The sequence below is a fragment of the Acinetobacter sp. NIPH 2100 genome, assembly GCF_000369805.1.
In the GTDB taxonomy this organism is placed as follows: domain Bacteria; phylum Pseudomonadota; class Gammaproteobacteria; order Pseudomonadales; family Moraxellaceae; genus Acinetobacter.
In genome coordinates, this window is sequence record NZ_KB850224.1 from 2,689,000 (window position 1) to 2,714,196 (window position 25,197).

Sequence of the window (25,197 nt, forward strand, 5' to 3'; positions counted from 1 at the left end):
GGCCGTTTGCACTCTCGACGCTTTAATTTGCCACCATTACATGTCGCAAAAATGACAAGCTTGCGTCAAAAAACGCATTAAGCCTCAGATGCGTCTTTCGCAGCATCATCGCCTTTTGCTTGTGCATTAGCTTGTGATTGAGCGTATTCTTTACCAGCAAGAATCGCATCAGCCATAGCTGAAGCATACAAAGTTACTGCACGAATCGCATCGTCGTTACCCGGAATAACGTAATCAACGTTGTCTGGGTTAGAGTTTGTATCAACGATACCGATTACAGGAATACCTAAGTTTTTCGCTTCTTTGATTGCAATCGCTTCGTGATCAACGTCGATTACAAATAATGCGTCAGGTAAACCACCCATGTTCTTAACGCCGCCTAAAGCACGTTCAAGTTTTTCCATCTCACGAGTACGTTCTAAAGCTTCACGTTTAGTAAGCTTAGCAAAAGTACCGTCTTGAGATTGAGTTTGAAGATCTTTTAAACGGTTGATAGATTGGCGAAGTGTTTTCCAGTTCGTCAACATACCACCTAACCAACGGTGATCTACATATGGTTGACCAGCGCGTTGAGCTTGTTCACGGATGATGTTAGAAGCAGCACGTTTAGTACCAACGAACAATACTTTGTTCTTTTTGCTTGCAAGATTGTTAACAAAGTTCAAAGCATCATTTAACGCAGGAACAGTGTGCTCAAGGTTGATGATGTGAATTTTGTTACGCGCGCCAAAAATGTATTGACGCATTTTTGGGTTCCAGAAACGAGTTTGGTGACCAAAGTGTGCGCCTGCTTGAAGAAGGTCGCGCATGCTTACGTTGTAATCTGCCATTTTCTTTACCTTAAAGTTTGGGTTAGGCCTCCATATATCCGCATTCTCCACCTATTGCTAGGCACCCAGAGTAATGTGTCGATATATGTGCGGATTTTGTACGACTATCATTATCAGATATTTTCGTAAAATATATTCACGAAAAGCATTTGATAAAATAGGCGGCTATTTATACCATAGACACTTGCAAATTACCAAAAGTTTTTAGAGATCATGAATACAACTTATACAGCCCCACGCCGATTAATCAAAACACCTGAAGAAATTGAAAAGATGCGTGTTGCAGGGAAATTGGCGGCTGAAGTTCTAGACATGATTAAACCGCATATTAAAGCGGGTGTGAGCACACTAGAACTCGATACAATCTGTCGCAATCATATTGAAAATGTTCAACACGCGATTCCTGCCTGTGTAGGGTATGGTGCGGCGCCAGGCCGCCCTGCTTTTCAACACTCGATTTGTACTTCGGTGAACCATGTGGTTTGTCATGGTATTCCATCTGAAAATAAAACATTAAAAAACGGCGATATTCTGAATATTGATGTAACGGTCATTAAAGATGGTTATCACGGCGATACCAACATGATGTATGTGATTGGTGGTGAAACCTCTATTCTTGCAAATCGTCTGTGCTCAGTGGCTCAAGAAGCGATGTATCGCGGTATGGCAACCGTTAAAGATGGTTCATACCTTGGTGATGTAGGTTATGCAATTCAGCAATATGTTGAATCTGAGCGTTTCAGTGTTGTCCGTGAATATTGTGGCCATGGTATCGGCAATGTTTTCCATGATGAACCACAAGTTTTACACTATGGGCAAAAAGGTACAGGTATGCGCCTAGAAGCTGGCATGACCTTTACCATTGAACCAATGGTAAATGCAGGTGTTTGGCAAACCAAGCTTTTAGGTGATAAGTGGACGGTCGTCACAAAAGATCACAAATTGTCGGCCCAATATGAACATACGATTTTGGTAACAAAAACAGGCATCGAAGTTTTGACTGCTCGTCCTGAAGAAGACTTGTCTCGTTTTATGTAATTCATTTGATTTAAATTATTTTTAAGAAGTCACTTCGGTGGCTTTTTTTATATATTCACAATTTCTTCATCAATTTATTTAAATCAAACAAAAATATTCATAAGCATAACAATTATAAATCCTAACTAAACAAACCCTGTCTAAAAATAGCGTTATGGTGGGCGCAAGAAAAATCCTAACAAACTTTCTGGACATGGAGTCCCACGATGATGAAGAAGTCATTCGCTTGCCTGCTTACAGGTTTATGTGCCCTACCTACAGTTGCTTTCGCAGACTCACCTTATTTCAGTCTAAAAGACGGAGATGGCTTTAAGCGCTTTTCTGTTTCTGTAGGTGCTTTATATGTGAAACCAACAGGCAAAGCTCAACCTGTAAATGTTAATACAGCTATTGCAGAAGGCACTAAAACGCGTGTTGGAGATGTTAAAGCCGACTCAGTCTTGAATGCTATTGATGAATCTAAACAAAATGCTACAGCAAAAAAAACAATACTAAAGGGTGTGCTTGATCTAGAAAAAAATACACTTCTCAACTTAGGATTACCTGGAGTAATTTCCTATAAAGGCGAAGATGGAGAGCAATATCTAAAAGCTAAGACTGCAGGATCAGCAGAGATTAACGGACTATCATCTTGGGATAATGCAGGTACTGGATTAGAAGCAGATGATGTTCTAACTTTAGGTATTATGACTAACTACTTCTTCACAGATAATGTCTCCTTAGAAGTGAAAGCTGGTATTCCCCCTAAAGTAGATATTCAAGGAAAAGGAGAAATTTACGCACCATTAACAGGTTTAGCGTCACCTGAAGGATTGGGTTCAGTTATTGGTGATCTCCCATTAAAAAAAGATATTTTTATTACTGACCTTGAATCACATGGTACAGCAGCTACCGCACGCGCATGGACGCCTGCCTTTGAATTCCAATATCATTTCGGTAAAACAGGTGTGAATAAATTCAGACCTTATGTTGGATTAGGTCTAATGTATGCTTATTTTAATGAGCTAAAAATCAACTCCGCAATCGAAAATGATCTTATCAATGCTGGACATATGATCGTCAATATTAAAGACGGCAAAGCAGGTGCGGCATTGGATAAAAAAACCAGCTCTGGTGATCCAAAAGTTAAATTAGAAGCATCGGACGCATTTGCTCCTGTTGCTACTGCTGGTTTTACTTATGATTTTAATGATCGCTGGTTTGCTGTTGGTTCTGTTTCATATGCGCACCTTACAGGTGAAGCAACAATAACAGTGAATGATGATAAATATGGAGAACTTATTCGCGCAAAAACTGATATCGAAATCAATCCTATTTTAGGTTACGCAGGTGTTGGCTATCGCTTCTAAATCCCATTCCCCTTAAAAAGCAGCATTCGCTGCTTTTTTTGTGATCTTTTAAAACACCATGATCAAAAATCATGCACCAAGAGAAATCAATTTTCAGACGCTTGTCTCACATCAATCTACAAAATCATCTTGCTATTTCTTATAAATAAGTAGCTTGCCCCATCTAGTATTCCCACAAACCCCTTGATGATTAACATTTTAAATTATTCATTTGGTTAATTTATTTTTCTGGCATGACACTTGCTACATATCAAACAAAATGAATCAACGACGATTCATAAACTAATTTGATGACGGCCAATGACGTCCGTTCTGTTCGATTTGCCTTGGCAGCGTAACTGCCAAGCAAAAATAAATAACGTGCAGTTCAGGAGAAAGTTATGTCTTCACCAATGAATATAGATGCAAAAAAAGCCACCGAAATAAAATTATTCAGCTTTTCAACACCTGCCATGCGTGCCTTTCATATGACATGGCTGGCATTCTTTGTCTGTTTCTTTGCATGGTTTGCCTGCGCACCACTTATGCCTGTCATTAAAGGTGAATTCAATTTAACCAAAGATCAAATCGCCAATATCAACATTGCAGCGGTTGCGATTACCATTCTAATTCGCCTCATTGTAGGTCCACTCTGTGACAAATACGGTCCACGCAAGACCTACACTGCACTTTTACTGCTTGGCAGTATTCCCGTATTCGGCGTTGCTGCTGCGAACACCTATGAATCCTTCCTATTCTTCCGCTTATTGATTGGTGCAATTGGCGCGAGCTTTGTCATTACCCAATACCACACCAGTGTAATGTTTGCACCGAACGTCGTTGGTACTGCCAATGCGGCTTCTGCAGGTTGGGGAAATGCGGGTGGTGGTGCGACTCAAGCAATTATGCCGCTTATCTTGGGTGCGATTGTCATGTTTGGTGTTGAACAAACCATGGGCTGGAGAATTGCACTGCTCGTACCTGGGATCATGATGCTGATTGTAGGTGTGCTGTACTGGAAATTTACTCAAGATTGCCCTCAAGGAAACTTTAAAGAGCTTCGCGAGCAAGGCATTGACGTTGGTAGTGGCAAAAAAGGTGGTGTTGCCATCTTGATGCAAGCTGCCCGTAATTACCGTGTTTGGATTCTTTTTGTCTCTTATGCTGCATGCTTTGGTATTGAAATTTTCATTCATAACATTGCAGCGATGTACTATGTCGATCACTTCAACATGGGACTTAAAGAAGCAGGTTTGACTGCGGGTATTTTCGGTCTGCTTGCCCTATTTGCTCGTGCACTCGGAGGTTATCTCTCAGATAAGGTTGCGATCTCAAAAGGCTTAGATGGTCGAACTAAAGTTTTATTTATCATGATCCTATGTGAAGGTTTATTCCTGATACTTTTCTCTCAAATGAATACAGTCGCACTTGCGATTATCAGTATGACCGTTTTTGCGCTCTTTACACATATGTCTTGTGGTGCAACCTATGCACTTGTGCCTTTTATTGATCGTAATGCTTTAGGTGGTGTCGCAGGTATCATCGGCGCGGGTGGCAATGTTGGTGCGGTTGCCGCTGGTTTCTTACTCAAAGGTTTACTTGACGTGCAAACCTGCCTGATGATTTTAGGTGCACTGGTCACCGTGGCTGCGTTCAGCGTCGTCCTCATTCGCTTTTCGGTCGAACATAAAGCCAAAGAACAACAATTGTTTGAGCAAGCCGTCTTAGAACGTAACTCTCTCGCTTAATCACAACACATTTGGTGTGGGACAGCACATCCCACACGATTTTCAAATTAAATACTTCAACACCATTTTCAGGGGTCTCAATATGAAATTGAATCTTCTTAGCTTCGCTATGCTCAGTTTTTTTAGCAGTGCTATTTATGCAGCACCAACGCTATACGGCGAAATTGATGCCAGCATCGATTATTTACCAGAAAAAAATACCAACAGCTCAAATAAAGATGTATGGGAAATCAGCTCAAATAGTTCATATCTCGGTATTAAAGGGGATGAAAAACTCACTGAAAGGCTAAGTGCTGTCTACGGTATCGAATGGGGATTTAGCGCTGATGGCGATAGTAATGACTGGGTACAGCGTAACCGCTTCGTTGGTTTAAAAGATACTCAATTGGGAACGATCAAAGTGGGTAAACATGACACACCTGTCAAACAGCTTTCAAGTACAGTTGATATCTTTAATAACTATGTGGCAAATAAAGCGGATATCGGCGGTATATTGGTCGGAGAGAACCGAATCGACAATATTGTTGCATATGAATCCCCTACCATTAGCCTCGATAAAGGCGTGGTTAAATTCAATGCCCTACTCGCTAGCGGAGAATCCTCTGGCATCAAAACTTCCAGTGGTGGTGCAAAGGTTGCAGGTCGAGGCTTAGGTGATGCATGGTCTGCCAGTCTGGTCTATGAGCATCCATTTTTTGTGGCAGGTCTTGGTTACGACAAAGCCATTCCAAGTACTTTTGCAGGACGTGGTTTTCTCAATGTTGCTACAGGACAGTCTTATACTGCCGACACACAAGCTTTTGCTGCCGCCAATACCCTTCGCGCCATTGGACGTTTAAATCCAATTGAAGGTCTATCCATCAAAACCTTGTACCAACGCTCCGAAGTTGAAGAAACCACATATGCAGATCCAGCTGAAGCAACCAAATGGGCAACGAAGGCGAATAATATTGATGACGCTGAAGGTTGGTTAGTGGGTGCCGAATACATGCTTCCCAATGCAAAAAAATGGATACTCAAAGCACAATACAGCCAAAATGATACGAGCTTTAAAAATAATATGGCTGATTTTAAAGCCAAACAAATCATGGCTGGTGCTGACTATGTTTTCAGCAAACAAGTGAAAAGCTATGCCTATGGGGGTTATTTAATGCTAAAACAAGCAGATAAAAAAGATAAACAACCCGTCGTTGGAGTCGGTCTAGAATTTAAGTTTTAGCAATCTGCTCAATACCTTTTAATAAAAAGCGGGCAAATTGAGTTTGTTCCGCTTTTATGCCTTTGAGACAACCCACAATTATTTCTGTTAAGAATCGAAATATGACTCGAAGTATTTTAGAATACTTTTCACTTATTCTAAGATCATAACAACAATGTCCAACCCACAATTTTCCAAACAGTTAATCTACATGCTCATTGGAAGTGCACTGGTACTCGCACTTTCCTTAGGTGTGCGTCATGGTTTTGGGCTATATCTGGTCCCAATGAGTGATGCATTTGGTTGGGGACACCATATTTTCAGTTTCGCAATTGCCATGCAAAACTTAATCTGGGGCGCAGCACAACCCTTTACAGGTGCGATTGCAGATAAATACGGAACCAAGAAAGTCGTTGCAGCGGGTGGTTTACTCTATGCCATTGGCTTAGTTCTGATGGCATTTAGCTCCACAGGACTATTACTCAACCTCAGCTTAGGTCTTGTCATTGGACTTGCCTTGTCCGCGACTTCATTCACAGTCCTTCTCTCCGCTGTTGGTCGCGCTGCGCCACCCGAGAAACGTAGTATGGTGATGGGAATTGCCAGTGCAGCAGGTTCATTTGGACAATTTATCATGCTGCCATCGACGTTGCTTTTACTCAAAAACATCGGCTGGTCATCTGCATTATTGGTCAGTGCTTTCGCCATTGCGTTTATTGTTCCCTTGGCTTGGCTATTAAAAGCTCCAACCTCGACTGTACCAAAAGCAATTGCTCAGCCCAGCTTAAGCTTTAAACAGGTTTTAAAAATTGCAAGAGATCACAAACCTTTCTGGTGGCTATCACTTGGCTTTTTAGTCTGTGGTTTCCAAGTGGTCTTTTTAGGGGTACATCTTCCTGGTTATTTGATTGATCATGGTTTTGATGCCACCACTGGCACGATATTTTTAGCACTGGTTGGCTTATTTAATATTGTCGGAACCTATGGTGCAGGCTGGTTAGGTGATCGCTATTCCAAACCAAAGCTCCTCATGTTGTTATATGGCTTACGAGGTATTGCAATTATTGCCTTTTTACTCCTCCCGTTAAGCACATTGACCGTTTATGGCTTTGGGATCATCATGGGATTACTGTGGTTATCAACAGTGCCTCTGACCAATGGAATTGTCGCCAACATGTTTGGTGTCAAATATTTATCCATGCTCAGTGGGATCGTGTTCTTTACCCATCAAATCGGCTCATTCTTTGGCGGTTGGTTAGGTGGTGTAAATCATGACTTAACAGGTAACTACAATTTGATCTGGCTGACCTGTTTAGTCCTGAGTATCTTTGGTGTAATTATCCATCTTTTCGTGAATGAAGAGGCTGTGATCCATGACGAGTATTGAACGAAACTTTAAGCTGATCTTGGTCATCTTTATTTTTGGTCTGATTAGTGTTTCAATTGCCATCTGGTTTCAAACACCAGATTTATTTGAATACTTTAATCAAGCCTTTTGTGCACATTGAGCAAATATTTCAATCATTATTATTTGTCATATAAAGACAAAAAAACTGTCATCAAACCATCAAATTTCGATGGTGTAATGAAAAATAAAAAAGTCTATAAAATGCAAAAAGCGTGTTGATCCAATGAATCAACACGCTTTTTTATTACCTAAAATAAATAAGGGCTGCTCATCAGCAACCCTTATTTACTTACAAATAAATCAACTTATTGTTGGCGTTTAGGTAGTGGAATATATTGCGATTGCGCATTTTGCTGCACTTTACGCTCACCCACTTTCACTTGGACTGTTTGCTGCTTTCCTTCACGCTCAATAATCACATCAATCAAACTTTCTGGTGCTTGCAATGCCACATAATTAATTAAATGCGAGGCAGAAGAAATTTGCTCATTGTTGACTTGAATGATCTTATCACCACGTTTAATCCCTGCAGAATCAGATGGTCCGCCACGTAATACATCTGCAACTGTGACGCCAATCGGTTTCGCGGCTAGTACATCTTCATCCAAATTATTTGGAATTAAGCTAATGCCTAACCATCCACGGACCACACGCCCATCTTTCAAAATTGAATTCAATACTTGCTGACAAACTTTCGCTGGTATTGCAAAACCAATCCCTAGTGAACCACCAGATTGAGAGAAGATTGCGGTGTTTACACCTATCAGATTCCCTGCAACATCAATCAATGCACCACCAGAATTACCCGGGTTAATTGCCGCATCGGTTTGAATAAAGTCTTCGTAAGTATTGATCCCCAAGTCAGAACGACCTGTCGCTGAGATAATGCCTTGCGTGACCGTTTGGCCCACACCAAATGGATTACCAATCGCGAGAACAACATCCCCCACTTCATTACCACTCAACTTAAATGGCAATACTGGCAATTTGTCTAGCTCAATCTTGATCACAGCCAAATCTGTATCAGGGTCAGTCCCAATAACCGTCGCTTCAGCACGACGACCATCATGCAGTGCCACAACAATATGTTCAGCCTGTGCAATCACATGGTTATTCGTCAAGATATAACCATCAGCGCGCACAATTACACCTGAACCCAGACTGTTTTCATTTTGAGGTTGCTGTGGCATTTGGTTGCCAAAGAACTCACGAAATACAGGATCATTCAGTAATGGATGATTCATCTGTTTAACTTTCTGAGTGGTAAAAATATTCACCACGGCAGGTGCAGCCACTTTGACTGCAGCACTATAGGAAACCACACCACCGGTACGTGATGTATCAATCAATGGTTCAACCTTTTCTGCTGGCATTTTTACGCCATCAGCAGCCACTGTCGGCTTTGGTTGATGTGATTTCTGCCAAGCCAGAAAACTAAATATAACAAGAATGAGTAATACCCAAGGTAACCATGTAAATGCACGGCGCACGTCTATAATCCTCTAGGCGAAATTATGTTATGAACGTAATTTATTGAAGAACTGGAAGTTTCCACCATTGTAAAGTAAATTGCTTAAAATCAATGCAAAAGTTAAAAAAGTTTTGTCTAGCTTTAGTTACATTTAAAAATATGTTCTCATGAATGCTGAGACAAGATGTAAATCATTTGAGGAATCGCATGGCAAATTTGCATGAAATTGTGCAATGGTGTAATCAAACTTTAAAGGCCAACGAATTTAAAGACTACGCACCAAACGGCTTACAAATTGAGGGCAAGCTTGAAGTGAATAAAATTGTGTGTGCTGTCACTGCATCTGAAGATGCCATTGATGCCGCAATTGCACAACAAGCCGATGCTTTGCTGGTACATCATGGTTATTTCTGGAAAGGTGAAGCCTACCCAATTACAGGCATGCGCGGTAATCGCATCAAGAAACTCATTCAACATAATATTTCCTTGATTGCCTACCATCTACCTTTGGATGCACACCCGACACTCGGAAATAATATCGCCATTGCAGATTTAATTGGTTTACAAAATCTGGAAGCTTTAGATGCAACCGAAAAACACCCGATTGGCAATATTGGCTATTTAGACGATTCACTTAGCCCTGAACAATTTAAAGCGAAGTTACAGGCTATTTTTGATTTTAACGTGATTCATTTACCGAGTGACAAAACAGCAATCAAAAAAGTAGGCTTCTGCACGGGTGGCGCGCAAGATTTTATCAATAAAGCAGCCCAAGAAAATTGTGATGCCTATATTTCAGGTGAAGTCAGTGAACGTACTTTTTACGAAGCCAAAGAACTTGGGGTACATTATTTCGCATGTGGTCACCATGCAACTGAACGTTATGGTGTACAGCGCTTAGCACAGGCAATTGCAAAGCAGTTTTCGATCGAAACAGCATATTTTGAACTAAACAACCCGATCTAATTCGATTCAATCCTTTGAAGGAGTGGAATTATTTTTCGCTCCTTCCCTTCACAATCTATCGTAGTTTTTTAATCAGTCCATTTTCAACTTCAAGTTTGCGCTAGCCTTACCATTATCACAATGTCTTTACCGCATCTTTGGGCTCATAAAGCCCAACTCAGAACAAATCCCCTTCTTTCGTTGGCAAATCAATTCAAGACCCAACCAGCAAATGATAAATAAAATTTATTCTTTATCCAGTTTTACCAATATTAAAGTAAATGAAAAACATATTGATTATCATTTGCAATTATATAAATAATGAAAGCGCTTTTAATTTATCGTAATAAAACCACATTGATTACAAAAGGAATCAAACCCATGGCTTATTCTTTACCTGCGCTTCCTTATGCATATGATGCACTCGAACCCAACATTGATACCAAAACGATGGAAATTCATCATAGCAAACACCATCAGACATATATCAATAATATTAATGGCGCAATTGAAGGCACAGAATGGGAAAAACTATCAGTAGAAGAACTGGTTGCCAAAGTGAATGAAGTCCCCGCAGATCTTAAAAATATGGTGATCAATAATGGTGGTGGACACGCCAATCACTCACTGTTCTGGACAGTCATGAGTCCACAAGGTGGTGGAGAACCGACAGGTGATATTGCTAAAGCCATTGATCAACAACTCGGTGGCTTCGATGCTTTTAAAGATGCATTCACCAAAGCAGCGATTAGTCGTTTTGGAAGTGGTTGGGCATGGCTCAGCGTCACTCCCGAAGCTAAAATTGTTGTGGAAAGTAGTGCCAATCAAGACTCACCTCTCATGCATGGCAACACACCTATTTTAGGTCTGGATGTCTGGGAACATGCCTACTATCTCAAATACCAAAACCGTCGCCCTGAATATATTGCTGCATTTTATAATGTGGTGGATTGGGATGAAGTGAATCGTCGTTATCATGCAGCTTTACAAAGCAAAGCTTAAGCATTTCTCTCATTTAAATATCAATCTTCCTTGATCTTCAAACTTGGTTAGAGTCATCTAAAAGTTCAATCCATGAGCGACCGACTCTAACCATAAGTTGTGTATCGTATATGTCTCATAGCGAAATTTTTTGCATATTTTGTGTATTAAAAGACTGCCCTATTGCCTATAGAATCATTTACAATAAAGGCACTTAATGTAAAACCCAGCAATTTGCAAGGAATGACACATGACAACCATTACTTTACCTGAACTTCCATATGGCTATGATGATTTAGCGCCACACATCACTCGCGAAACTTTAGAATACCATCACGACAAACACCACAATACTTATGTTGTTAACTTAAACAACTTAATCAAAGGTACTGACCTTGAAGGCAAAACTTTAGAAGAAATCATCAAGGCTTCTGCTGGTGATGCGTCTAAAGCAGGTATCTTTAACAATGCTGCGCAAGTATGGAACCACACGTTCTACTGGAACAGCATGAAGCCAAATGGTGGTGGTAAACCTACAGGCGCGATTGCAGCGAAAATTGACGAAGCTTTTGGTAGCTACGAAAAGTTTGCAGAACAATTCACTGCTGCTGCAACAACTCAATTCGGTTCAGGTTGGGCTTGGTTAGTTGCTGACGAAGTAAACGGTACATTATCGATTACTAAAACTGCCAATGCAGACACTCCACTTGCACATGGTCAAGTTGCAGTATTAACTATCGACGTATGGGAACACGCTTACTACATCGACTTCCGTAACTTACGTCCTAAGTACATCGCAACTTTCTTAGAAAGCCTAGTAAACTGGGACTATGCAAATGCAAAACTTGCAGGTCAACCAGCAGGTGTTGAGAAATAAGTGATTATTTCTTGAATAAAAAAACTGCTCTTCATGGGCAGTTTTTTTATGTCTATATTTTGATGGAATCATTCGACTCAGCCATCCAATTCACTTGCTCTTATTAAAATAAAGTCTCTTTTACATTGTCCTTAGATTAATAAAGATAGACCTACTCTCATTGAATAAGTGCTTTCAATAGAAAGCGTCTCATCACTAATAATCAGAAAGGCCATAATTAGTTTTCTTGAAACAAAGATTCAGTCTTAAGTATTTATTTTAAGGCAATAAAAAACCCTGCTTTCGCAGGGTTTCTTTTGAATCAGTTCAGTGCTTAGTGAGCAGCGAATTGGTTCATTGTGTTTTTAGCATCATCGTGCGCTTTAAGAGCGTTGTCACCAGAGAAGATTTCTTTGTGATCATCACCGATGTCAGAACCCGCCATTGCTTGGTGTTTAACACAAGCGATACCACCGCGGATTTCTTTACGTTGTACGCCAGCAACATAAGCCAACATACCTTCAGAACCGAAGTAACCTTGTGCAAGCTCATGCGTAGAAAGAGCAGCAGTGTGGTAAGTCGGAAGTGTGATCAAGTGATGGAACACACCCGCTTCACGAGCAGCATCTGCTTGGAATGTACGGATCTTAGCGTCTGCATCAGCAGCTAATTCAGTAGCATCGTACTCAGCGCTCATTAATTTAGCACGGTCGTAAGCAGAAACGTCTTTACCTTCAGCAACCCAACGGTCGTAAGCTTGTTGACGGAAGTTTAAAGTCCAGTTGAATGATGGGCTGTTGTTATAAACAAGCTTCGCATTTGGAACTGTTTCACGTACACGGTTAACCATGTGAGCGATTTCTTCTACGTTTGGAGTCGCAGTTTCGATCCAAAGAAGGTCAGCACCATTTTGAAGGCTAGATACACAGTCAAGTACAACACGGTCAATTTGAGTGTCAGCACGGAACTGATATAAACCAGAAGCTAAACGCTTAGGACGGTGTAATTTACCATTACGTTTGATCAAGATTTCATCTTCTTGAGCATCAGCAATGTCAATTTCAGTTGTATCTAAGTAGCTGATGTATTGAGAAGCGATGTCACCTGGCTCTTTAACCACTGGGATTTTTTGAGTCAAGTCAGCGCCTTCAGAGTCAGTACGCGCAACGATGATACCGTCATCAAGACCCATTTCTAAGAATGCATAACGTAATGCATGGATTTTAGAGATGAAGTCTTCATGTGGAACAGTTACTTTACCAGCTTGGTGACCACATTGTTTCGCATCAGATACTTGGTTCTCGATTTGAAGTGCACAAGCACCCGCTTCGATCATCTTACGTGCAAGTAAATAAGTCGCTTCTTCGTTACCGAAACCAGCATCGATGTCAGCAATAATTGGTACGATGTGAGTTTGGAAACCGTCGATTTGAGCAGTAATTTCAGCAGCTTTAGCAGTATCACCTGCTTCGTTTGCTTTTTTAAGCGCACGGAATAAATCGTTAAGTTCTTTCGCATCAGCTTGACGTAAGAAAGTGTAGATTTCTTCAATCAAAGCAGGTACAGAAGTTTTTTCATGCATAGATTGGTCAGGAAGTGGACCAAATTCTGAACGAAGTGCAGCAACCATCCAACCAGAAAGGTAGATATAGCGACGTTCAGTTGTACCGAAGTATTTTTTGTTCGCAATCATTTTTTGTTGCGCGATAAAACCGTGCCAGCAACCTAATGATTGAGTATATTTGCTAGAATCAGCATCATAAGCAGCCATATCACGACGCATAATCGCAGCTGTATATTTAGCAATATCTAAACCAGTTTTGAATTGGTTTTGCATTTGCATACGCGCAGCATCTTCTGGGCTAATATCGCGCCAAGTGTCGCCGAATTTTGCTTTTAGTTCGCGGATTGCATCAATCGCTGTTTGATATGTAGACATGATATATTCCTTTTGCGGATTGGCATCGAATGATCGCTAAAAAATCCTGATTTTATTTAGTCTAGATTTAAAGCACGTCATCAACATGTATCACAGCTTAGTCTTTGGCAAGTGTTTTATCCAATATTCTGGCTTAATCTTCAGTATTTTCTAAAAAAATATATGTATAACCATTTTTCAAAAATGCAAAAAATACAACATAAATAATTGTTTTAATTATTCTTTCCAAATACACAAATAGAAACAACCATCAAATTTTAGCCCTATTTTCTAGACTCATCAGTTCAGAAAAAGCTAAGATTAAGTTATACAGCCTACAGAAAATGAGAGTTTCTATCTGTGTTTTCTCTCAATTTGAATAAAAAATCACGCCATAAAAAGCCATCAAAATTAAATAAATTGACAAAACATGCCAAGTTAACGAAGCAGCCTGTTCGCTGTTGTTTTTATGTAGGATTAAGTTACACAAATAGCTTGGGATATGTCATAATTCAAGACAATTCAAGGATTTTATTTTCGGTATTTTTTTTATGAATCTGGAGCGCGTCGATCTTAATTTATTAATTTATCTTGACGTATTGCTTCGTGAAAAAAATGTCACGCGTGCGGCAGAGCAATTGGGCGTTACCCAACCGGCAATGAGTAATATTTTACGTCGTTTGCGTAATTTATTTAATGACCCTTTACTCATTCGCTCTTCTGAAGGTATGACTCCGACTGAACGTGCATTGGAATTACAACCGCGTATTCGTGATGCATTGTCAGACCTTTCAATGATCCTTGAGCCACGTACCGAATTCCGTCCTTATACCAGTAATCGTGTGTTCCGGATCATGACATCCGATTATGCCGAAGCAACGCTAGTTCCACGTTTAGTCAAAGCATTACGTTCAGAAGCACCCAATGTTGTCTTGGACTTCTTAACCCCAAGTGATGTGTCATATCGTGATATGGAACAAGGTAAAGTTGATTTAGCAATCAACCGCTTCAATGAAATCCCTCAAAGCTTCCATCAGGTTTTGGTATGGCGTGACAGTTTTAGCTGTATTCTGAATGATAAACATCCTGCGGTTACCCATCTCAATTTAAAAAGCTATTTAGATGCACAACATATTTGGGTATCTAAAACAGGTATGGGGGTCGGTTTTGGTGTCAATCCAGAGAAACAGGCTGGATTGGGTTGGATTGATCAAGCTTTAGAGCGTATCGGTCAACGTCGTAAGATCTCTGTATTTACCCGTCATTACCAAATGCCAGCACTCTTGGCTCAAAATGTAGATTTAATCGCAACGCTACCAACGCGTATGGCGCGCCTACAAACACAGAACCCTAGACTGGTTATAAAGGATCCTCCGTTCTATATCCCAGAATTTGAACTAAAAATGGCTTGGTGTCCATTATTGCATCACCACCCTGCACATCGCTGGCTCAGACAACTTATTCTGTTTGTTGCACGCCAAATGATTGAGGAAGAAAACCGCGAGTATTTGTTGAATAATGGCAATTCACAATTACCGCACAGCTTTTTCTAACTGAACAAATGAGCAAGATTAAATTTCAGCCATACCACCGCTATGGCTGACTGTTTTAATAACAATATCAATAAAAACTTATTTCTTTTACTTACTGATACATTATATTCTCTTATAGATTAGCGAGTGAAATAATAGGTTAGAACGATTATTTGCATAAGCGATTTTATAGGCTGTGTCCTACCAATATAGGTGAAGTATGGATGTTTTCCAAAGCATGACGATTCTAGTGATCTTAGTCGCATGTTCATTCTTTTTATCCTTATCTGAAATCGCGATTGCTGGATCACGAAAACTCAAACTCAAACTGATTGCTGAAAGCGGTGAAGAGCGCGCAAACAAAGTCATTGAGCTACAAGAAAATTCAGCAGACTTCTTTGCATCAACCCAAATCGGTGTAAATGCTGTTGCTATCTTGGGTGGTATCGTTGGTGAATCATCACTTCGCCCTTACTTTCAAAACCTTGCCACTGAACTTTATCCTGGTCCATGGGCAGACACCATCGGCTTTAGTTTATCGTTTTTAACAGTCACCTCGCTTTTCATCTTATTTGCGGATTTAATGCCAAAACGCTTGGCTATGATTTTCCCAGAAAAACTGGCAATCTCAGTCATTAATCCAATTACTATTTTTATTAAAATCTGCAGACCATTAGCTTGGTTTATTAATATCATTGCAAATTCAATTTTTAGAATCTTTAAAATTGATACCAAGCGTGATGACAGCATGACCTTTGACGACATTTCAGCCATCGTCAATGCAGGTGCGCAAGCAGGGGTTTTGCAAAAACAAGAACATCATTTCATTGAAAATGTGTTTGAACTCGAAGAACGAACTGTCCCATCAAGCATGACAGCACGGGAAAACATTGTTTATTTCACCTTAAATGAAGCAGAACAAAGTATTCGTCAAAAACTGGCTGACCACCCCTATTCAAAATTCTTAGTGTGTAGTGAGCACATCGACCAAGTGATTGGTTATGTCGATGCCAAAGATATTTTGGTGCGTATCTTAAACAATCAATCCTTTACACAACTTAATGAATCGACCATCCGTAATGTGTTGATTATTCCAGACTCTTTAACCTTATCCGAATTACTCGATCGTTTCCGCTCAACCAAAGAGAAGTTTGCTGTTGTAATCAACGAATATGCTCTGGTTGTTGGGGTGATCACGCTCAGTGATATTATGATCACAGTCATGGGAGATTGGGTCACACCAATGGATGAGGAAAAGCAGATTATCAAACGAGATAATCATTCTTGGTTGATTGATGGCAGCACGCCAATTGAAGATGTGAAACATGCTTTGACCATCGAAGAATTCCCAGAGAATGAAAATTACGAAACGATTGCAGGCTTTATCATGTATCGTTTACGCAAAATCCCACGTCCTGCCGATGCAGTAGAATATGCAGGTTTTAAGTTTGAAGTTGTCGATATCGATCATTATAAAATTGACCAATTACTGGTGACTCAAGTTTTACCAAATTTGGAAGGTGAATCTCCAACATCCCAAGATGATTAATCTTAATCAATAAAAAAAGCCCATAGATGGGCTTTTTTTATTTCACAACAAACCAGATAAACGCGGCCAATATCAATAAAATCAAAATAAAGATTTTAATTCCACCACGGCTACGCTGTGCCAATTGCTCTTGAATCTGCGCCTGCTCTTGCGGATGATCCTGCAAATACTGATCTATTAAATCTTTAGATTCCTTTAGGCCTAAACCTGTTTTTTCTCGCGTGATCTTGATCGCATCAATCAACTGCCCTGCGCGGAGCACATCCAAAGCTTCTGGCGGAATCGTCGGTGGTAAATTCATAAAATTAACAATCCTTGTTATTTTCTATTGGCAACCGCAGTGCTCAGAACAGGTTTTATAATGCCTTAATTCCCGCCATACAATGAAATGAGTTCATCTAGCGTCGCTTGATAGTGAATACCAATGTCTTCTGCCAATATCTTATAAGCATTATCAAACTGAACCATTGGCCAACCTTCTTTCCAAAATGGGAAAATATTGTGCAAACCTTCAGTCACAATCGCATCTTCACGAGTAATCGCTTGAGCAACCTGAGCTAAAACCTGTGCAGTTTCCGCACCATCAATGGCTAAGTAATCAATACCACGCACTTTTAAAATACGGATACGGTCTTTTTTATAGCGGATTTTTTTCGCTTGACCAGCGTTCAGACCCAATGCCAAAGTGACTGCTTCAACAAATTTTTCTTCAAAACTGGTATTTAGTACAACCAAAGCTTGTTTATGTGCTTCCTGACGACCTGCTTTCCCCCCATTACGGATTATCTCATTTGCTTCCGTATCCAGCTTATCTTTTTTCATAGACTGTAAAATGTCTAAAATTTCGATATCGCTTAAAGATTCAGGAGATTGCTCAATCATGGGAGTCCTTATACACATAAATAAAGAAGTATTGTCTCATAAAAGCGATTTCAAAGCTGAATAAAAATTAAAAATGGCATTCTATCTTCATTATTTTTTATATGGTCAATTCCAACACTTGCGCCAATGAAATTAAGTGCTACCAGAATATTGATTTATATATTTGCATAATTATTTTTACCCTGATAATATATTTTTACCCGTATAAAATAATTTAAAGAAAATGAATACTCAACCAACCTATACCGCTTTTTCAGGCAATACATTTCTAGCAAATGGCCAAGCTGCTGAACTTGCAATAGAAATTAAACGGATTTCAACAACCACTGACAATATTCTAATTTTTAATGATCAAACTGGACAACAAATCGATCTTGATCTCTCTGGTTCAGAGCTAGAAATTCAGCAGCGTTATAGCGAACCTCAACCTGAGAAAAAAGTTGGACGACCAAAACTCGGGGTCATTTCTCGTGAAATTACCTTACAGAAAAAACATTGGGATTGGTTAGATCAACAGAGTTCCAGTTCGTCTGCTGTGATTCGCAAATTAATTGATAAAGAGCTAAATAACCCTAGTTCTGAAAGTAATATCATGCTCGCCAAACAATCTACCGACCGTTTTATGTCTGCCATGTTGGGCAATATGCCGAATTACGAAGAAGCGACCCGTGCTTTATATCAAGGTGATCAAGCGAAATTTTTGAAGAACATAAAAGAATGTCCAATTGATTTAAAAGAATATTTAATTATAAAAACCAAAAATATTTTTTAATTATGGTTGTTCCACTTATAAAAGGTGAAACCATCAATCTTCAGTACAATAAAAAACCCGCTTGCGCGGGTTTTCTTAAATTCACTCGATCTATTAAAGACGAACCAATTCCACAATTTTTTCAGCTGCTTCTTCAACCGTTTCAGCCGCAATCTCTGTATCCGTACCTTCAACAACTGTAGTAATAATCACTACACCAGTTTCACGTAATAATGCAATTTGCTCAGCCGTTAAATTTGCTTTTGCAATTGCAACTACACCTTGTTGAATCAATAAACTCTCTAAAGCCTGAGCCTTGCCGATTAGTTCTACAGAAACACCAATCACAGCAGGTTTCTGACCTAAACGAGCAGCACGATCTTCTGCAGTCACAGGATTGCTATGCGCTGTCCATTCAACTGCAGCTTCAACCATACCCGCACCCACCGTCACATTGCTTAGACGGTCAATAAAGATAAATGAACCTGTGTAACGGCTGTCTTGGTATTGGTCAAAGACTACTGGTGCATCAAATTCGACTACAACATCCGCAATTGCATTCAACTCTAGTTCTTCAACTTGCGTGTGCTCCAATGTATTCACATTGACACGGAAGTTAATTGCAGTCACTTTAGCAGGAACAGTTTGCGTACCAATTTTGACGTTGTACAGCTTCCCTTTCACCAAAGGATGTTCATTCATCCAAACGACAGATGCACGCACACTACGTGAAATTAATGGCTGTTCACCTGCACGTACCATTACGTTGCCACGTGAAATATCAATTTCATCATTTAAGGTTAAAGTAACAGCTTGGCCTGCAACCGCTTGTTCAAGATTTCCATCAAAAGTTACAATCTCTTTAACTGTTGATTTTTTCCCTGATGGCAATGCAATAATTTCATCACCAACATTAATTTCACCCAGTGCAATCGTACCTGCGAAACCACGGAAATCGAGGTTTGGACGATTCACATATTGAACAGGGAAACGGAATTCACGCTTATTTGATTCACGTTTAATTTCCACTGACTCAAGAAGGCTCATCAAGGTTTGACCCTTGTACCATGGCGTACTTGCAGATGAATTAACAACGTTATCGCCATTCAATGCCGAGATCGGTACAAACACAATATTTTCAGGGCGACGATCACCGAGTTGACTTACGAACGCATCATATTCAACTTGGATTTCATTGAAACGTGCTTCCGAAAACTCAACCAAGTCCATCTTGTTAATTGCAACAACGATATTTTTAATACCCAATAAGCTTGCAATAAATGAATGGCGGCGAGTTTGTGTTTGCACACCATAACGCGCGTCAATCAAGATAATCGCAAGATCGGCCGTTGATGCACCCGTTGCCATGTTACGCGTGTATTGTTCATGTCCAGGTGTATCAGCAATGATGAACTTACGCTTTTCGGTAGAGAAATAGCGATAAGCCACGTCAATGGTAATACCCTGCTCACGTTCAGCCTGTAAACCATCGACCAGTAAGGCAAGGTCAGGTGCATCACCTGTTGTTCCCACTTTCTTACTGTCACGTGTTACCGCTTGCAATTGATCTTCATAAATCAATTTTGAATCGTAAAGTAAACGACCAATTAAGGTACTTTTACCATCATCGACGTTACCGCACGTCAAAAAGCGTAATAAATCTTTTTGTTCATGCTGTTTTAAATATCCCAAGATGTCTTGGCTAATAAGATCTGATTGATGAGACATTGCTCAAAACTCCACATATTCTTTAGAAATCGGTTTTAATCTCCCTAAACCCCTCTTTAAAAAGAGGGACTTGCTTGAGGAAATTAGAAATAACCTTCTTGCTTTTTCTTTTCCATCGAACCTGCTTCGTCGTGGTCAATCATACGACCCTGACGCTCTGAGCTGGTCGCTAAAAGCATTTCTTGGATAATTTCAGGCAAGGTATCTGCTTCAGACTCAACTGCACCTGTTAGCGGATAACAACCAAGCGTACGGAAACGTACCGATTTCATTTGTGGAACTTCACCCTCTTTTAAACGCATGCGTTCATCATCCACCATGATTAACGTACCACTACGTTCAACCACAGGTCGAACCGCAGAGAAATAAAGAGGAACAAGTTGAATATTTTCCAAATAGATATATTGCCAAATGTCTAACTCAGTCCAGTTCGACAATGGGAATACACGAATACTTTCGCCTTTGTTCACTTTACCGTTGTAAAGATTCCAAAGTTCTGGACGTTGGTTTTTTGGATCCCAACGATGTTTATTATCACGGAATGAATACACACGCTCTTTAGCACGCGATTTTTCTTCATCACGGCGTGCACCACCAAAAGCAGCATCAAACTGATACTTATCCAAAGCTTGTTTTAAACCTTGGGTTTTCATGATGTCCGTATATTTTGAACTGCCATGATCGAACGGGTTAATTCCTGCTTCACGACCTTCTACATTTTGATGCACGATCAAATCGAAGCCATGGGTTTTTGCCATGTTGTCACGGAAAGCAATCATGTCTTTAAATTTCCAACCCGTATCTACATGCAGTAGTGGGAATGGAAGTTTAGCTGGATAGAATGCTTTTAATGCCAAATGCAACATCACTGCTGAGTCTTTACCAATCGAGTAAAGCATCACAGGATTTTCAAATTCAGCTGCAACTTCACGAATAATATGAATACTTTCTGCCTCAAGTTGCTTGAGGTGAGTTAATCTATTTTCAGTCATGTACAATTTCCTCCTTATCCATGCTATCCATAAAATCTATAAGCGGTATTAAACCACCACTTTGAAGACTGTGTGGAGGAACGAGTGCCATAACAACTCCAATTTTTCATGATATCGATATTCTTACTGATGGCAGAACAGCCACTCAATAAAGGTTATTCATTATAATAATTTAGATTCAGTTCTTTAGCTTGTTTTTTCATATCAATATGCAAAATTATGATATGAAAATAAGATTCAGGAATAACAATACAATCAATTTCACATGAATTGAATTAAAAAAGAAGCCTATAAAGACTTCTTTTTTAATGAGAATTTTTAGCTTAGAAGCGGAACATATTGCGTTCTAATGGAATTTCAACACCTACTGAAACACCGCCATCACTTCCATTTAAATCTGAGTCACTGACCCAACCATTCACTTTTAATGGAATTGTTGGTTTTAAATAATGCGTCCAAGTAAGATCAAGACCTTTTACGGTATCTTGTTTTGGAAATGCTGCATTGATTGCCAAGTCAGATTGATTCACTTTGGCATAAATCACGCGACCATTTAAACGATTCATGACATCAAAACGAATGTCACCACCCACCGAATACATCTGACCATCACCACCTATTGCATGTCCTAATGGGAAACCATGTTGGTAATAACCATCTTTATAGGTCGTGTGGGTATAAGAGATTTTTCTTACTTCGCCATTGGTACGCGTATCCGCCCATTCAGCATAAAGCTGGTATGGCATATTTTTATAGCTAGATGAAAAATCAGCACCACCAAGGTACATATATTTTGCAGGTAAGCCGCCTGCTTCATCTTCACCAACAAACTGTCCATATAAGCTCACAGGCACATTAAATAAGGGCTGTAAGAACAATCGTCCATCAAATCCTGCAATCTGGTTAGATGGATCTGCTTTTCCTGTACCACCATTATCTTTGGTTCCAGTGAAAGCATCCCAAAGCGAACTTAGACTTTCTGGTCGTCCTTCACCACCCCATTGAATTGCACGTGAAGCACCAATTTCTAAGGCTTGGAATGGACGAGCTGTTAAACGCAGACCAATCAATTTAGTGTCTGGCACCGCTTTATAATCATCCAGTTGCCCTGCAAAAGCTTGGTATTGCCAAGGACCAATCCAAGATAACCATTTTGTATCAAATGCATTTTGCACTGCACGTTGCGCAGTCACACCATAAACAGGGCGACTCGCATCACCACGGATCAAACTGCCATCATGCCCAGGCCCCCAATAGGTCGGAATCTGACCAGCGATAACCCACTGATTCCACAGCTTGCCTGCGATGTATGAACCTTCAACATTCGCATCATTGCCATTATCAATCAATGGATCTTTCTCACCATTGACACGAAGCTTGGCATCCCAATTTTCACCACCAGCATTGAATTCAACTGCAGCTTGGTATTGAGATTTCTGATTATCACCAAATGCTTGCGGAACAGTCTTCATATCTGTTCCGGCATGCAAACCAACTTTCACAGTTGCATTGTCTGCTTGTAAGGCGTTTACAATAGAATTCACAACCTTTTGCTGCGTATTATTGCTGATCTTTGCTTGAGACAATGCACGTTGAATTTCATCACCGCTCATCGGCCAAGTTGATGTACTGATTTGAATGACACCTTGTTGGTTTAACCAATTCAGATCAGTTCTTAAATTTTCATCATTGAGCACAATACCCTGTGCAAATACTGGGAAAGAAAGAGAAGCGAATAATGCGATATAAAGCGATTTTTTTAAAAACATATCCAAACTGTTCTCAAATTTATTTATGGTGACATGATCGTTGGTTTATGAGTAGTTTTCAATCGTCAAACGAAACAATTACATTTTTTAACATGCAACATAAATTGACAATAATTGATGCCAGTCAGTAACATTTAATTCATCTATAACACAACTGAAATCAAATAATGAAAAAGATGATTGCGACATTTGTCATTATGACAGCAATTTCTACCCCTGCTTTTGCTCAACCCACAACGAAAGAATCTGTGAAAGAATTGTTAAAGATAACCAAGTCAGAACAATTCCTCGGTCAAATGAGTCAGCAGATCAATAGCATGATGCATTCAAGTATAGAAAAGATCACTCAAGGAAGAAAATTAACGACCAAACAGGAGCTTGCCGTTGTTAACTACACTCAGGAACTCGGCAAAATTATGCAAGAAGAATTAACATGGGCAAAATTAGAACCTGAAATGATTAAAATCTATGCAGAAGAGTTTAACCAAGAAGAAATCGACGGCATGATTAAATTTTATAAAACGCCCGTGGGGCAATCGACTATTGATAAAATGCCAATTGTCATGCAAAAAAGCATGCAAGTCGGTTACAAACAAATGGATGCCATTACACCCAAAATTATGCAAGCGGCTGATAAACTAGCAAAAGATATGCAAGCGGAATAATTCAATCAAGCATAAAAAAGCCACTTCTTTAAAGTGGCTTTTTTATTGAACAGTTAATTAATCTTTACGGCGCATATGCGGGAACAACAACACGTCACGGATACTCGCTGCATTCGCGAATAACATCACCAAACGATCAATACCGATCCCCTGACCTGCTGTCGGTGGTAAACCATATTCCAATGCTTCGATAAAGTCAGCATCGTAATGCATTGCTTCATCATCACCAGCATCTTTCTCAGCAACTTGTGCTTGGAAACGCTCAGCTTGGTCGATTGGATCATTTAACTCAGAGAAACCATTTGCCAATTCACGACCACCAATAAAGAACTCGAAACGATCGGTAATATGTGGATTATCATCATTACGACGCGCAAGTGGTGAAGTTTCAGCTGGATATTCAGTAATGAAAGTCGGCTGACGGAGTTTCGTTTCTACCGTTTCTTCAAATACGATAGTTTGCAATTTACCTAAACCAAAACCAGGTTTCACCTGCTCTTTTAAAACATCTTTGGTAAATATCGCCAAGAACTCGCGATCATTCACATTTTCGGGTGTGAAATCAGGGTTATTCTCAAGAATTGCATCAAACATTGAGATCTTTTTGAATGGTCCTTTGAAGCTATAAACTTCTTCACCATAAGGCACATCAGTAGAACCCAAGATATCGACTGCCAATTTTTCAAGCATGTTTTCAGTCAATACCATCAAGTCTTTATAATCTGCATATGCTTGATAGAATTCAATCATAGTGAATTCTGGGTTGTGGCGTGTCGAAACCCCTTCATTACGGAAGTTACGGTTAATTTCAAACACACGCTCAAAACCACCGACCACAAGGCGTTTTAAATAGAGTTCTGGTGCGACACGTAAATAAAGCTCCATATCCAAAGCATTATGATGCGTTACAAATGGTTTTGCAGATGCACCGCCAGGAATGACATGCATCATTGGCGTTTCAACTTCCATGAAGCGTTCATTGGTTAAGAATGCACGAATACCTGCAACCACTTGGGCACGAATTTCGAAAGTTTTACGTGTTTCTTCATTTACGATCAAATCTAAATAACGTTTACGATATTTAGCTTCTGTATCTGTTAAACCATGGAATTTATCTGGCAGCGGACGCAGTGATTTGGTCAGTAATTCGAAACCTTCAAGGTGGACATATAAGTCACCTTTACCCGAACGACCAATATAACCTTCAGCAGCGATAATATCGCCAAGGTCTAAACTTTTAATGGTTTCTAAAATGTCATCTGGCAAACCTTTACGGTCTACATAAAGTTGGATACGACCTGTCATGTCTTGGATCACCATAAATGATCCACGGTTAAGCATCACACGACCCGCAACTTTTACATACACTTTTTCAGCGCCTTCAATTTGCGCTTTGTCTTGATCTTTAAACTGTTCTTGCAAATCAGCTGAATAGTGCTCACGTTTAAACGTATTTGGCCACGGGCTCTTACCCGTTTGTTTTGCAGTCTCTTGGATTTGCTTTAATTTGGCATGACGCTGTGCGATTAAATCGTTTTCGGAAAGTGTTTGTTCAGAAGTCGATTGAGCGTTTTGTTGCGTCATCTCTGCCTCGATTAAGTAAAAAAT

General features: G+C 39.9%; 22 protein-coding genes. 13 read left to right on the forward strand and 9 right to left on the reverse strand.

The window, feature by feature from the left end; all coding sequences use genetic code 11:
- Positions 1-77 precede the first annotated feature (77 nt).
- Positions 78-830, reverse strand: a complete 753-nt coding sequence (gene rpsB, locus F887_RS05510) for a 30S ribosomal protein S2 (protein WP_004652723.1) — start codon at positions 828-830, stop codon at positions 78-80.
- A gap of 213 nt (positions 831-1,043) precedes the next feature.
- Between rpsB and map the strand changes: the two genes are divergently transcribed.
- The 6 genes from map (at position 1,044) to F887_RS18890 (ending at position 7,650) form a co-directional block, all read left to right on the forward strand.
- Positions 1,044-1,868, forward strand: coding sequence for a type I methionyl aminopeptidase (gene map / locus F887_RS05505; RefSeq protein WP_005295689.1), 825 nt, complete (start codon positions 1,044-1,046; stop codon positions 1,866-1,868).
- Positions 1,869-2,074: 206 nt separating this feature from the next.
- A complete protein-coding gene (locus tag F887_RS05500) occupies positions 2,075-3,217 on the forward strand; it encodes an OmpW/AlkL family protein (protein ID WP_032862946.1) in 1,143 nt (380 codons plus the stop codon).
- A 380-nt stretch (positions 3,218-3,597) separates the two neighbouring features.
- Complete coding sequence (locus tag F887_RS05495; RefSeq protein WP_005295693.1) at positions 3,598-4,944, forward strand: MFS transporter; 1,347 nt, start codon at positions 3,598-3,600, stop codon at positions 4,942-4,944.
- An 82-nt stretch (positions 4,945-5,026) separates the two neighbouring features.
- Positions 5,027-6,163: a porin gene (locus F887_RS05490; RefSeq protein ID WP_005295695.1), complete on the forward strand. Its 1,137-nt coding sequence runs from the start codon at positions 5,027-5,029 to the stop codon at positions 6,161-6,163.
- Between the two features lie 154 nt (positions 6,164-6,317).
- On the forward strand, positions 6,318-7,529 hold the full coding sequence (locus tag F887_RS05485; protein ID WP_005295699.1) for an MFS transporter: 1,212 nt from the start codon (positions 6,318-6,320) through the stop codon (positions 7,527-7,529).
- Positions 7,516-7,650: a hypothetical protein gene (locus F887_RS18890; protein ID WP_005295701.1), complete on the forward strand. Its 135-nt coding sequence runs from the start codon at positions 7,516-7,518 to the stop codon at positions 7,648-7,650. The genes F887_RS05485 and F887_RS18890 overlap by 14 nt, the downstream gene beginning before the upstream one ends.
- A 205-nt stretch (positions 7,651-7,855) precedes the next feature.
- Here the strand turns inward: F887_RS18890 and F887_RS05480 are convergent, their stop codons facing one another.
- A complete protein-coding gene (locus F887_RS05480) occupies positions 7,856-9,040 on the reverse strand; it encodes a trypsin-like peptidase domain-containing protein (RefSeq protein ID WP_005295704.1) in 1,185 nt (394 codons plus the stop codon).
- A gap of 188 nt (positions 9,041-9,228) precedes the next feature.
- On the opposite strand from F887_RS05480, the gene F887_RS05475 reads away from it, so the two are divergent.
- The 3 genes from F887_RS05475 (at position 9,229) to F887_RS05465 (ending at position 11,824) form a co-directional block, all read left to right on the forward strand.
- Positions 9,229-9,987, forward strand: coding sequence for a Nif3-like dinuclear metal center hexameric protein (locus F887_RS05475; RefSeq protein ID WP_005295707.1), 759 nt, complete (start codon positions 9,229-9,231; stop codon positions 9,985-9,987).
- A gap of 360 nt (positions 9,988-10,347) precedes the next feature.
- Positions 10,348-10,968, forward strand: coding sequence for a superoxide dismutase (locus F887_RS05470; protein ID WP_005295709.1), 621 nt, complete (start codon positions 10,348-10,350; stop codon positions 10,966-10,968).
- 229 nt (positions 10,969-11,197) lie between these two features.
- Positions 11,198-11,824, forward strand: a complete 627-nt coding sequence (locus F887_RS05465; RefSeq protein WP_005295711.1) for a superoxide dismutase — start codon at positions 11,198-11,200, stop codon at positions 11,822-11,824.
- 313 nt (positions 11,825-12,137) lie between these two features.
- Here the strand turns inward: F887_RS05465 and F887_RS05460 are convergent, their stop codons facing one another.
- Entirely contained in the window at positions 12,138-13,742 is a 1,605-nt protein-coding gene (locus F887_RS05460) for an isocitrate lyase (RefSeq protein WP_005145450.1), read from the reverse strand.
- Between the two features lie 530 nt (positions 13,743-14,272).
- Here F887_RS05460 and F887_RS05455 point away from each other — a divergent pair.
- Together F887_RS05455 and F887_RS05450 are read left to right on the forward strand one after the other, a co-directional pair.
- Positions 14,273-15,274: a LysR family transcriptional regulator gene (locus F887_RS05455; protein ID WP_004652708.1), complete on the forward strand. Its 1,002-nt coding sequence runs from the start codon at positions 14,273-14,275 to the stop codon at positions 15,272-15,274.
- A 199-nt stretch (positions 15,275-15,473) separates the two neighbouring features.
- Complete coding sequence (locus F887_RS05450; RefSeq protein ID WP_005295713.1) at positions 15,474-16,802, forward strand: polyamine export protein PaeA; 1,329 nt, start codon at positions 15,474-15,476, stop codon at positions 16,800-16,802.
- 37 nt (positions 16,803-16,839) lie between these two features.
- Here the strand turns inward: F887_RS05450 and F887_RS05445 are convergent, their stop codons facing one another.
- Positions 16,840-17,103, reverse strand: a complete 264-nt coding sequence (locus F887_RS05445; protein ID WP_005295716.1) for a hypothetical protein — start codon at positions 17,101-17,103, stop codon at positions 16,840-16,842.
- A gap of 65 nt (positions 17,104-17,168) precedes the next feature.
- The gene (locus tag F887_RS05440) at positions 17,169-17,684 is read right to left on the reverse strand and encodes a hypothetical protein (RefSeq protein ID WP_005295717.1); all 516 of its coding nucleotides are present in this window, start codon (positions 17,682-17,684) and stop codon (positions 17,169-17,171) included.
- Between the two features lie 223 nt (positions 17,685-17,907).
- On the opposite strand from F887_RS05440, the gene F887_RS05435 reads away from it, so the two are divergent.
- A complete protein-coding gene (locus F887_RS05435; RefSeq protein WP_005295720.1) occupies positions 17,908-18,456 on the forward strand; it encodes a DUF2239 family protein in 549 nt (182 codons plus the stop codon).
- Positions 18,457-18,549: 93 nt separating this feature from the next.
- On the opposite strand, the gene cysN is transcribed toward F887_RS05435, so the two are convergent.
- From cysN to F887_RS05420, 3 genes are all read right to left on the reverse strand, one after another.
- On the reverse strand, positions 18,550-20,163 hold the full coding sequence (gene cysN, locus F887_RS05430; RefSeq protein WP_005295723.1) for a sulfate adenylyltransferase subunit CysN: 1,614 nt from the start codon (positions 20,161-20,163) through the stop codon (positions 18,550-18,552).
- Positions 20,164-20,246: 83 nt separating this feature from the next.
- Positions 20,247-21,155, reverse strand: coding sequence for a sulfate adenylyltransferase subunit CysD (cysD, locus tag F887_RS05425; protein ID WP_004808480.1), 909 nt, complete (start codon positions 21,153-21,155; stop codon positions 20,247-20,249).
- 323 nt (positions 21,156-21,478) lie between these two features.
- Positions 21,479-22,924: a capsule assembly Wzi family protein gene (locus F887_RS05420; RefSeq protein ID WP_005295725.1), complete on the reverse strand. Its 1,446-nt coding sequence runs from the start codon at positions 22,922-22,924 to the stop codon at positions 21,479-21,481.
- 167 nt (positions 22,925-23,091) lie between these two features.
- Between F887_RS05420 and F887_RS05415 the strand changes: the two genes are divergently transcribed.
- Positions 23,092-23,589: a DUF2059 domain-containing protein gene (locus F887_RS05415; RefSeq protein WP_005295727.1), complete on the forward strand. Its 498-nt coding sequence runs from the start codon at positions 23,092-23,094 to the stop codon at positions 23,587-23,589.
- Positions 23,590-23,646: 57 nt separating this feature from the next.
- On the opposite strand, the gene lysS is transcribed toward F887_RS05415, so the two are convergent.
- On the reverse strand, positions 23,647-25,173 hold the full coding sequence (lysS, locus tag F887_RS05410) for a lysine--tRNA ligase (RefSeq protein ID WP_005295730.1): 1,527 nt from the start codon (positions 25,171-25,173) through the stop codon (positions 23,647-23,649).
- Positions 25,174-25,197: the final 24 nt, after the last annotated feature.

Coding starts and splice junctions, on each gene's coding strand:
- rpsB (WP_004652723.1), bottom strand. CDS start 830: ATGGCAGATTACAACGTAAGCATGCGCGACCTTCTTCAAGCAGGCGCA.
- map (WP_005295689.1), top strand. CDS start 1,044: ATGAATACAACTTATACAGCCCCACGCCGATTAATCAAAACACCTGAA.
- F887_RS05500 (WP_032862946.1), top strand. CDS start 2,075: ATGATGAAGAAGTCATTCGCTTGCCTGCTTACAGGTTTATGTGCCCTA.
- F887_RS05495 (WP_005295693.1), top strand. CDS start 3,598: ATGTCTTCACCAATGAATATAGATGCAAAAAAAGCCACCGAAATAAAA.
- F887_RS05490 (WP_005295695.1), top strand. CDS start 5,027: ATGAAATTGAATCTTCTTAGCTTCGCTATGCTCAGTTTTTTTAGCAGT.
- F887_RS05485 (WP_005295699.1), top strand. CDS start 6,318: ATGTCCAACCCACAATTTTCCAAACAGTTAATCTACATGCTCATTGGA.
- F887_RS18890 (WP_005295701.1), top strand. CDS start 7,516: ATGACGAGTATTGAACGAAACTTTAAGCTGATCTTGGTCATCTTTATT.
- F887_RS05475 (WP_005295707.1), top strand. CDS start 9,229: ATGGCAAATTTGCATGAAATTGTGCAATGGTGTAATCAAACTTTAAAG.
- F887_RS05470 (WP_005295709.1), top strand. CDS start 10,348: ATGGCTTATTCTTTACCTGCGCTTCCTTATGCATATGATGCACTCGAA.
- F887_RS05465 (WP_005295711.1), top strand. CDS start 11,198: ATGACAACCATTACTTTACCTGAACTTCCATATGGCTATGATGATTTA.
- F887_RS05460 (WP_005145450.1), bottom strand. CDS start 13,742: ATGTCTACATATCAAACAGCGATTGATGCAATCCGCGAACTAAAAGCA.
- F887_RS05455 (WP_004652708.1), top strand. CDS start 14,273: ATGAATCTGGAGCGCGTCGATCTTAATTTATTAATTTATCTTGACGTA.
- F887_RS05450 (WP_005295713.1), top strand. CDS start 15,474: ATGGATGTTTTCCAAAGCATGACGATTCTAGTGATCTTAGTCGCATGT.
- F887_RS05445 (WP_005295716.1), bottom strand. CDS start 17,103: ATGAATTTACCACCGACGATTCCGCCAGAAGCTTTGGATGTGCTCCGC.
- F887_RS05440 (WP_005295717.1), bottom strand. CDS start 17,684: ATGATTGAGCAATCTCCTGAATCTTTAAGCGATATCGAAATTTTAGAC.
- F887_RS05435 (WP_005295720.1), top strand. CDS start 17,908: ATGAATACTCAACCAACCTATACCGCTTTTTCAGGCAATACATTTCTA.
- cysN (WP_005295723.1), bottom strand. CDS start 20,163: ATGTCTCATCAATCAGATCTTATTAGCCAAGACATCTTGGGATATTTA.
- cysD (WP_004808480.1), bottom strand. CDS start 21,155: ATGACTGAAAATAGATTAACTCACCTCAAGCAACTTGAGGCAGAAAGT.
- F887_RS05420 (WP_005295725.1), bottom strand. CDS start 22,924: ATGTTTTTAAAAAAATCGCTTTATATCGCATTATTCGCTTCTCTTTCT.
- F887_RS05415 (WP_005295727.1), top strand. CDS start 23,092: ATGAAAAAGATGATTGCGACATTTGTCATTATGACAGCAATTTCTACC.
- lysS (WP_005295730.1), bottom strand. CDS start 25,173: ATGACGCAACAAAACGCTCAATCGACTTCTGAACAAACACTTTCCGAA.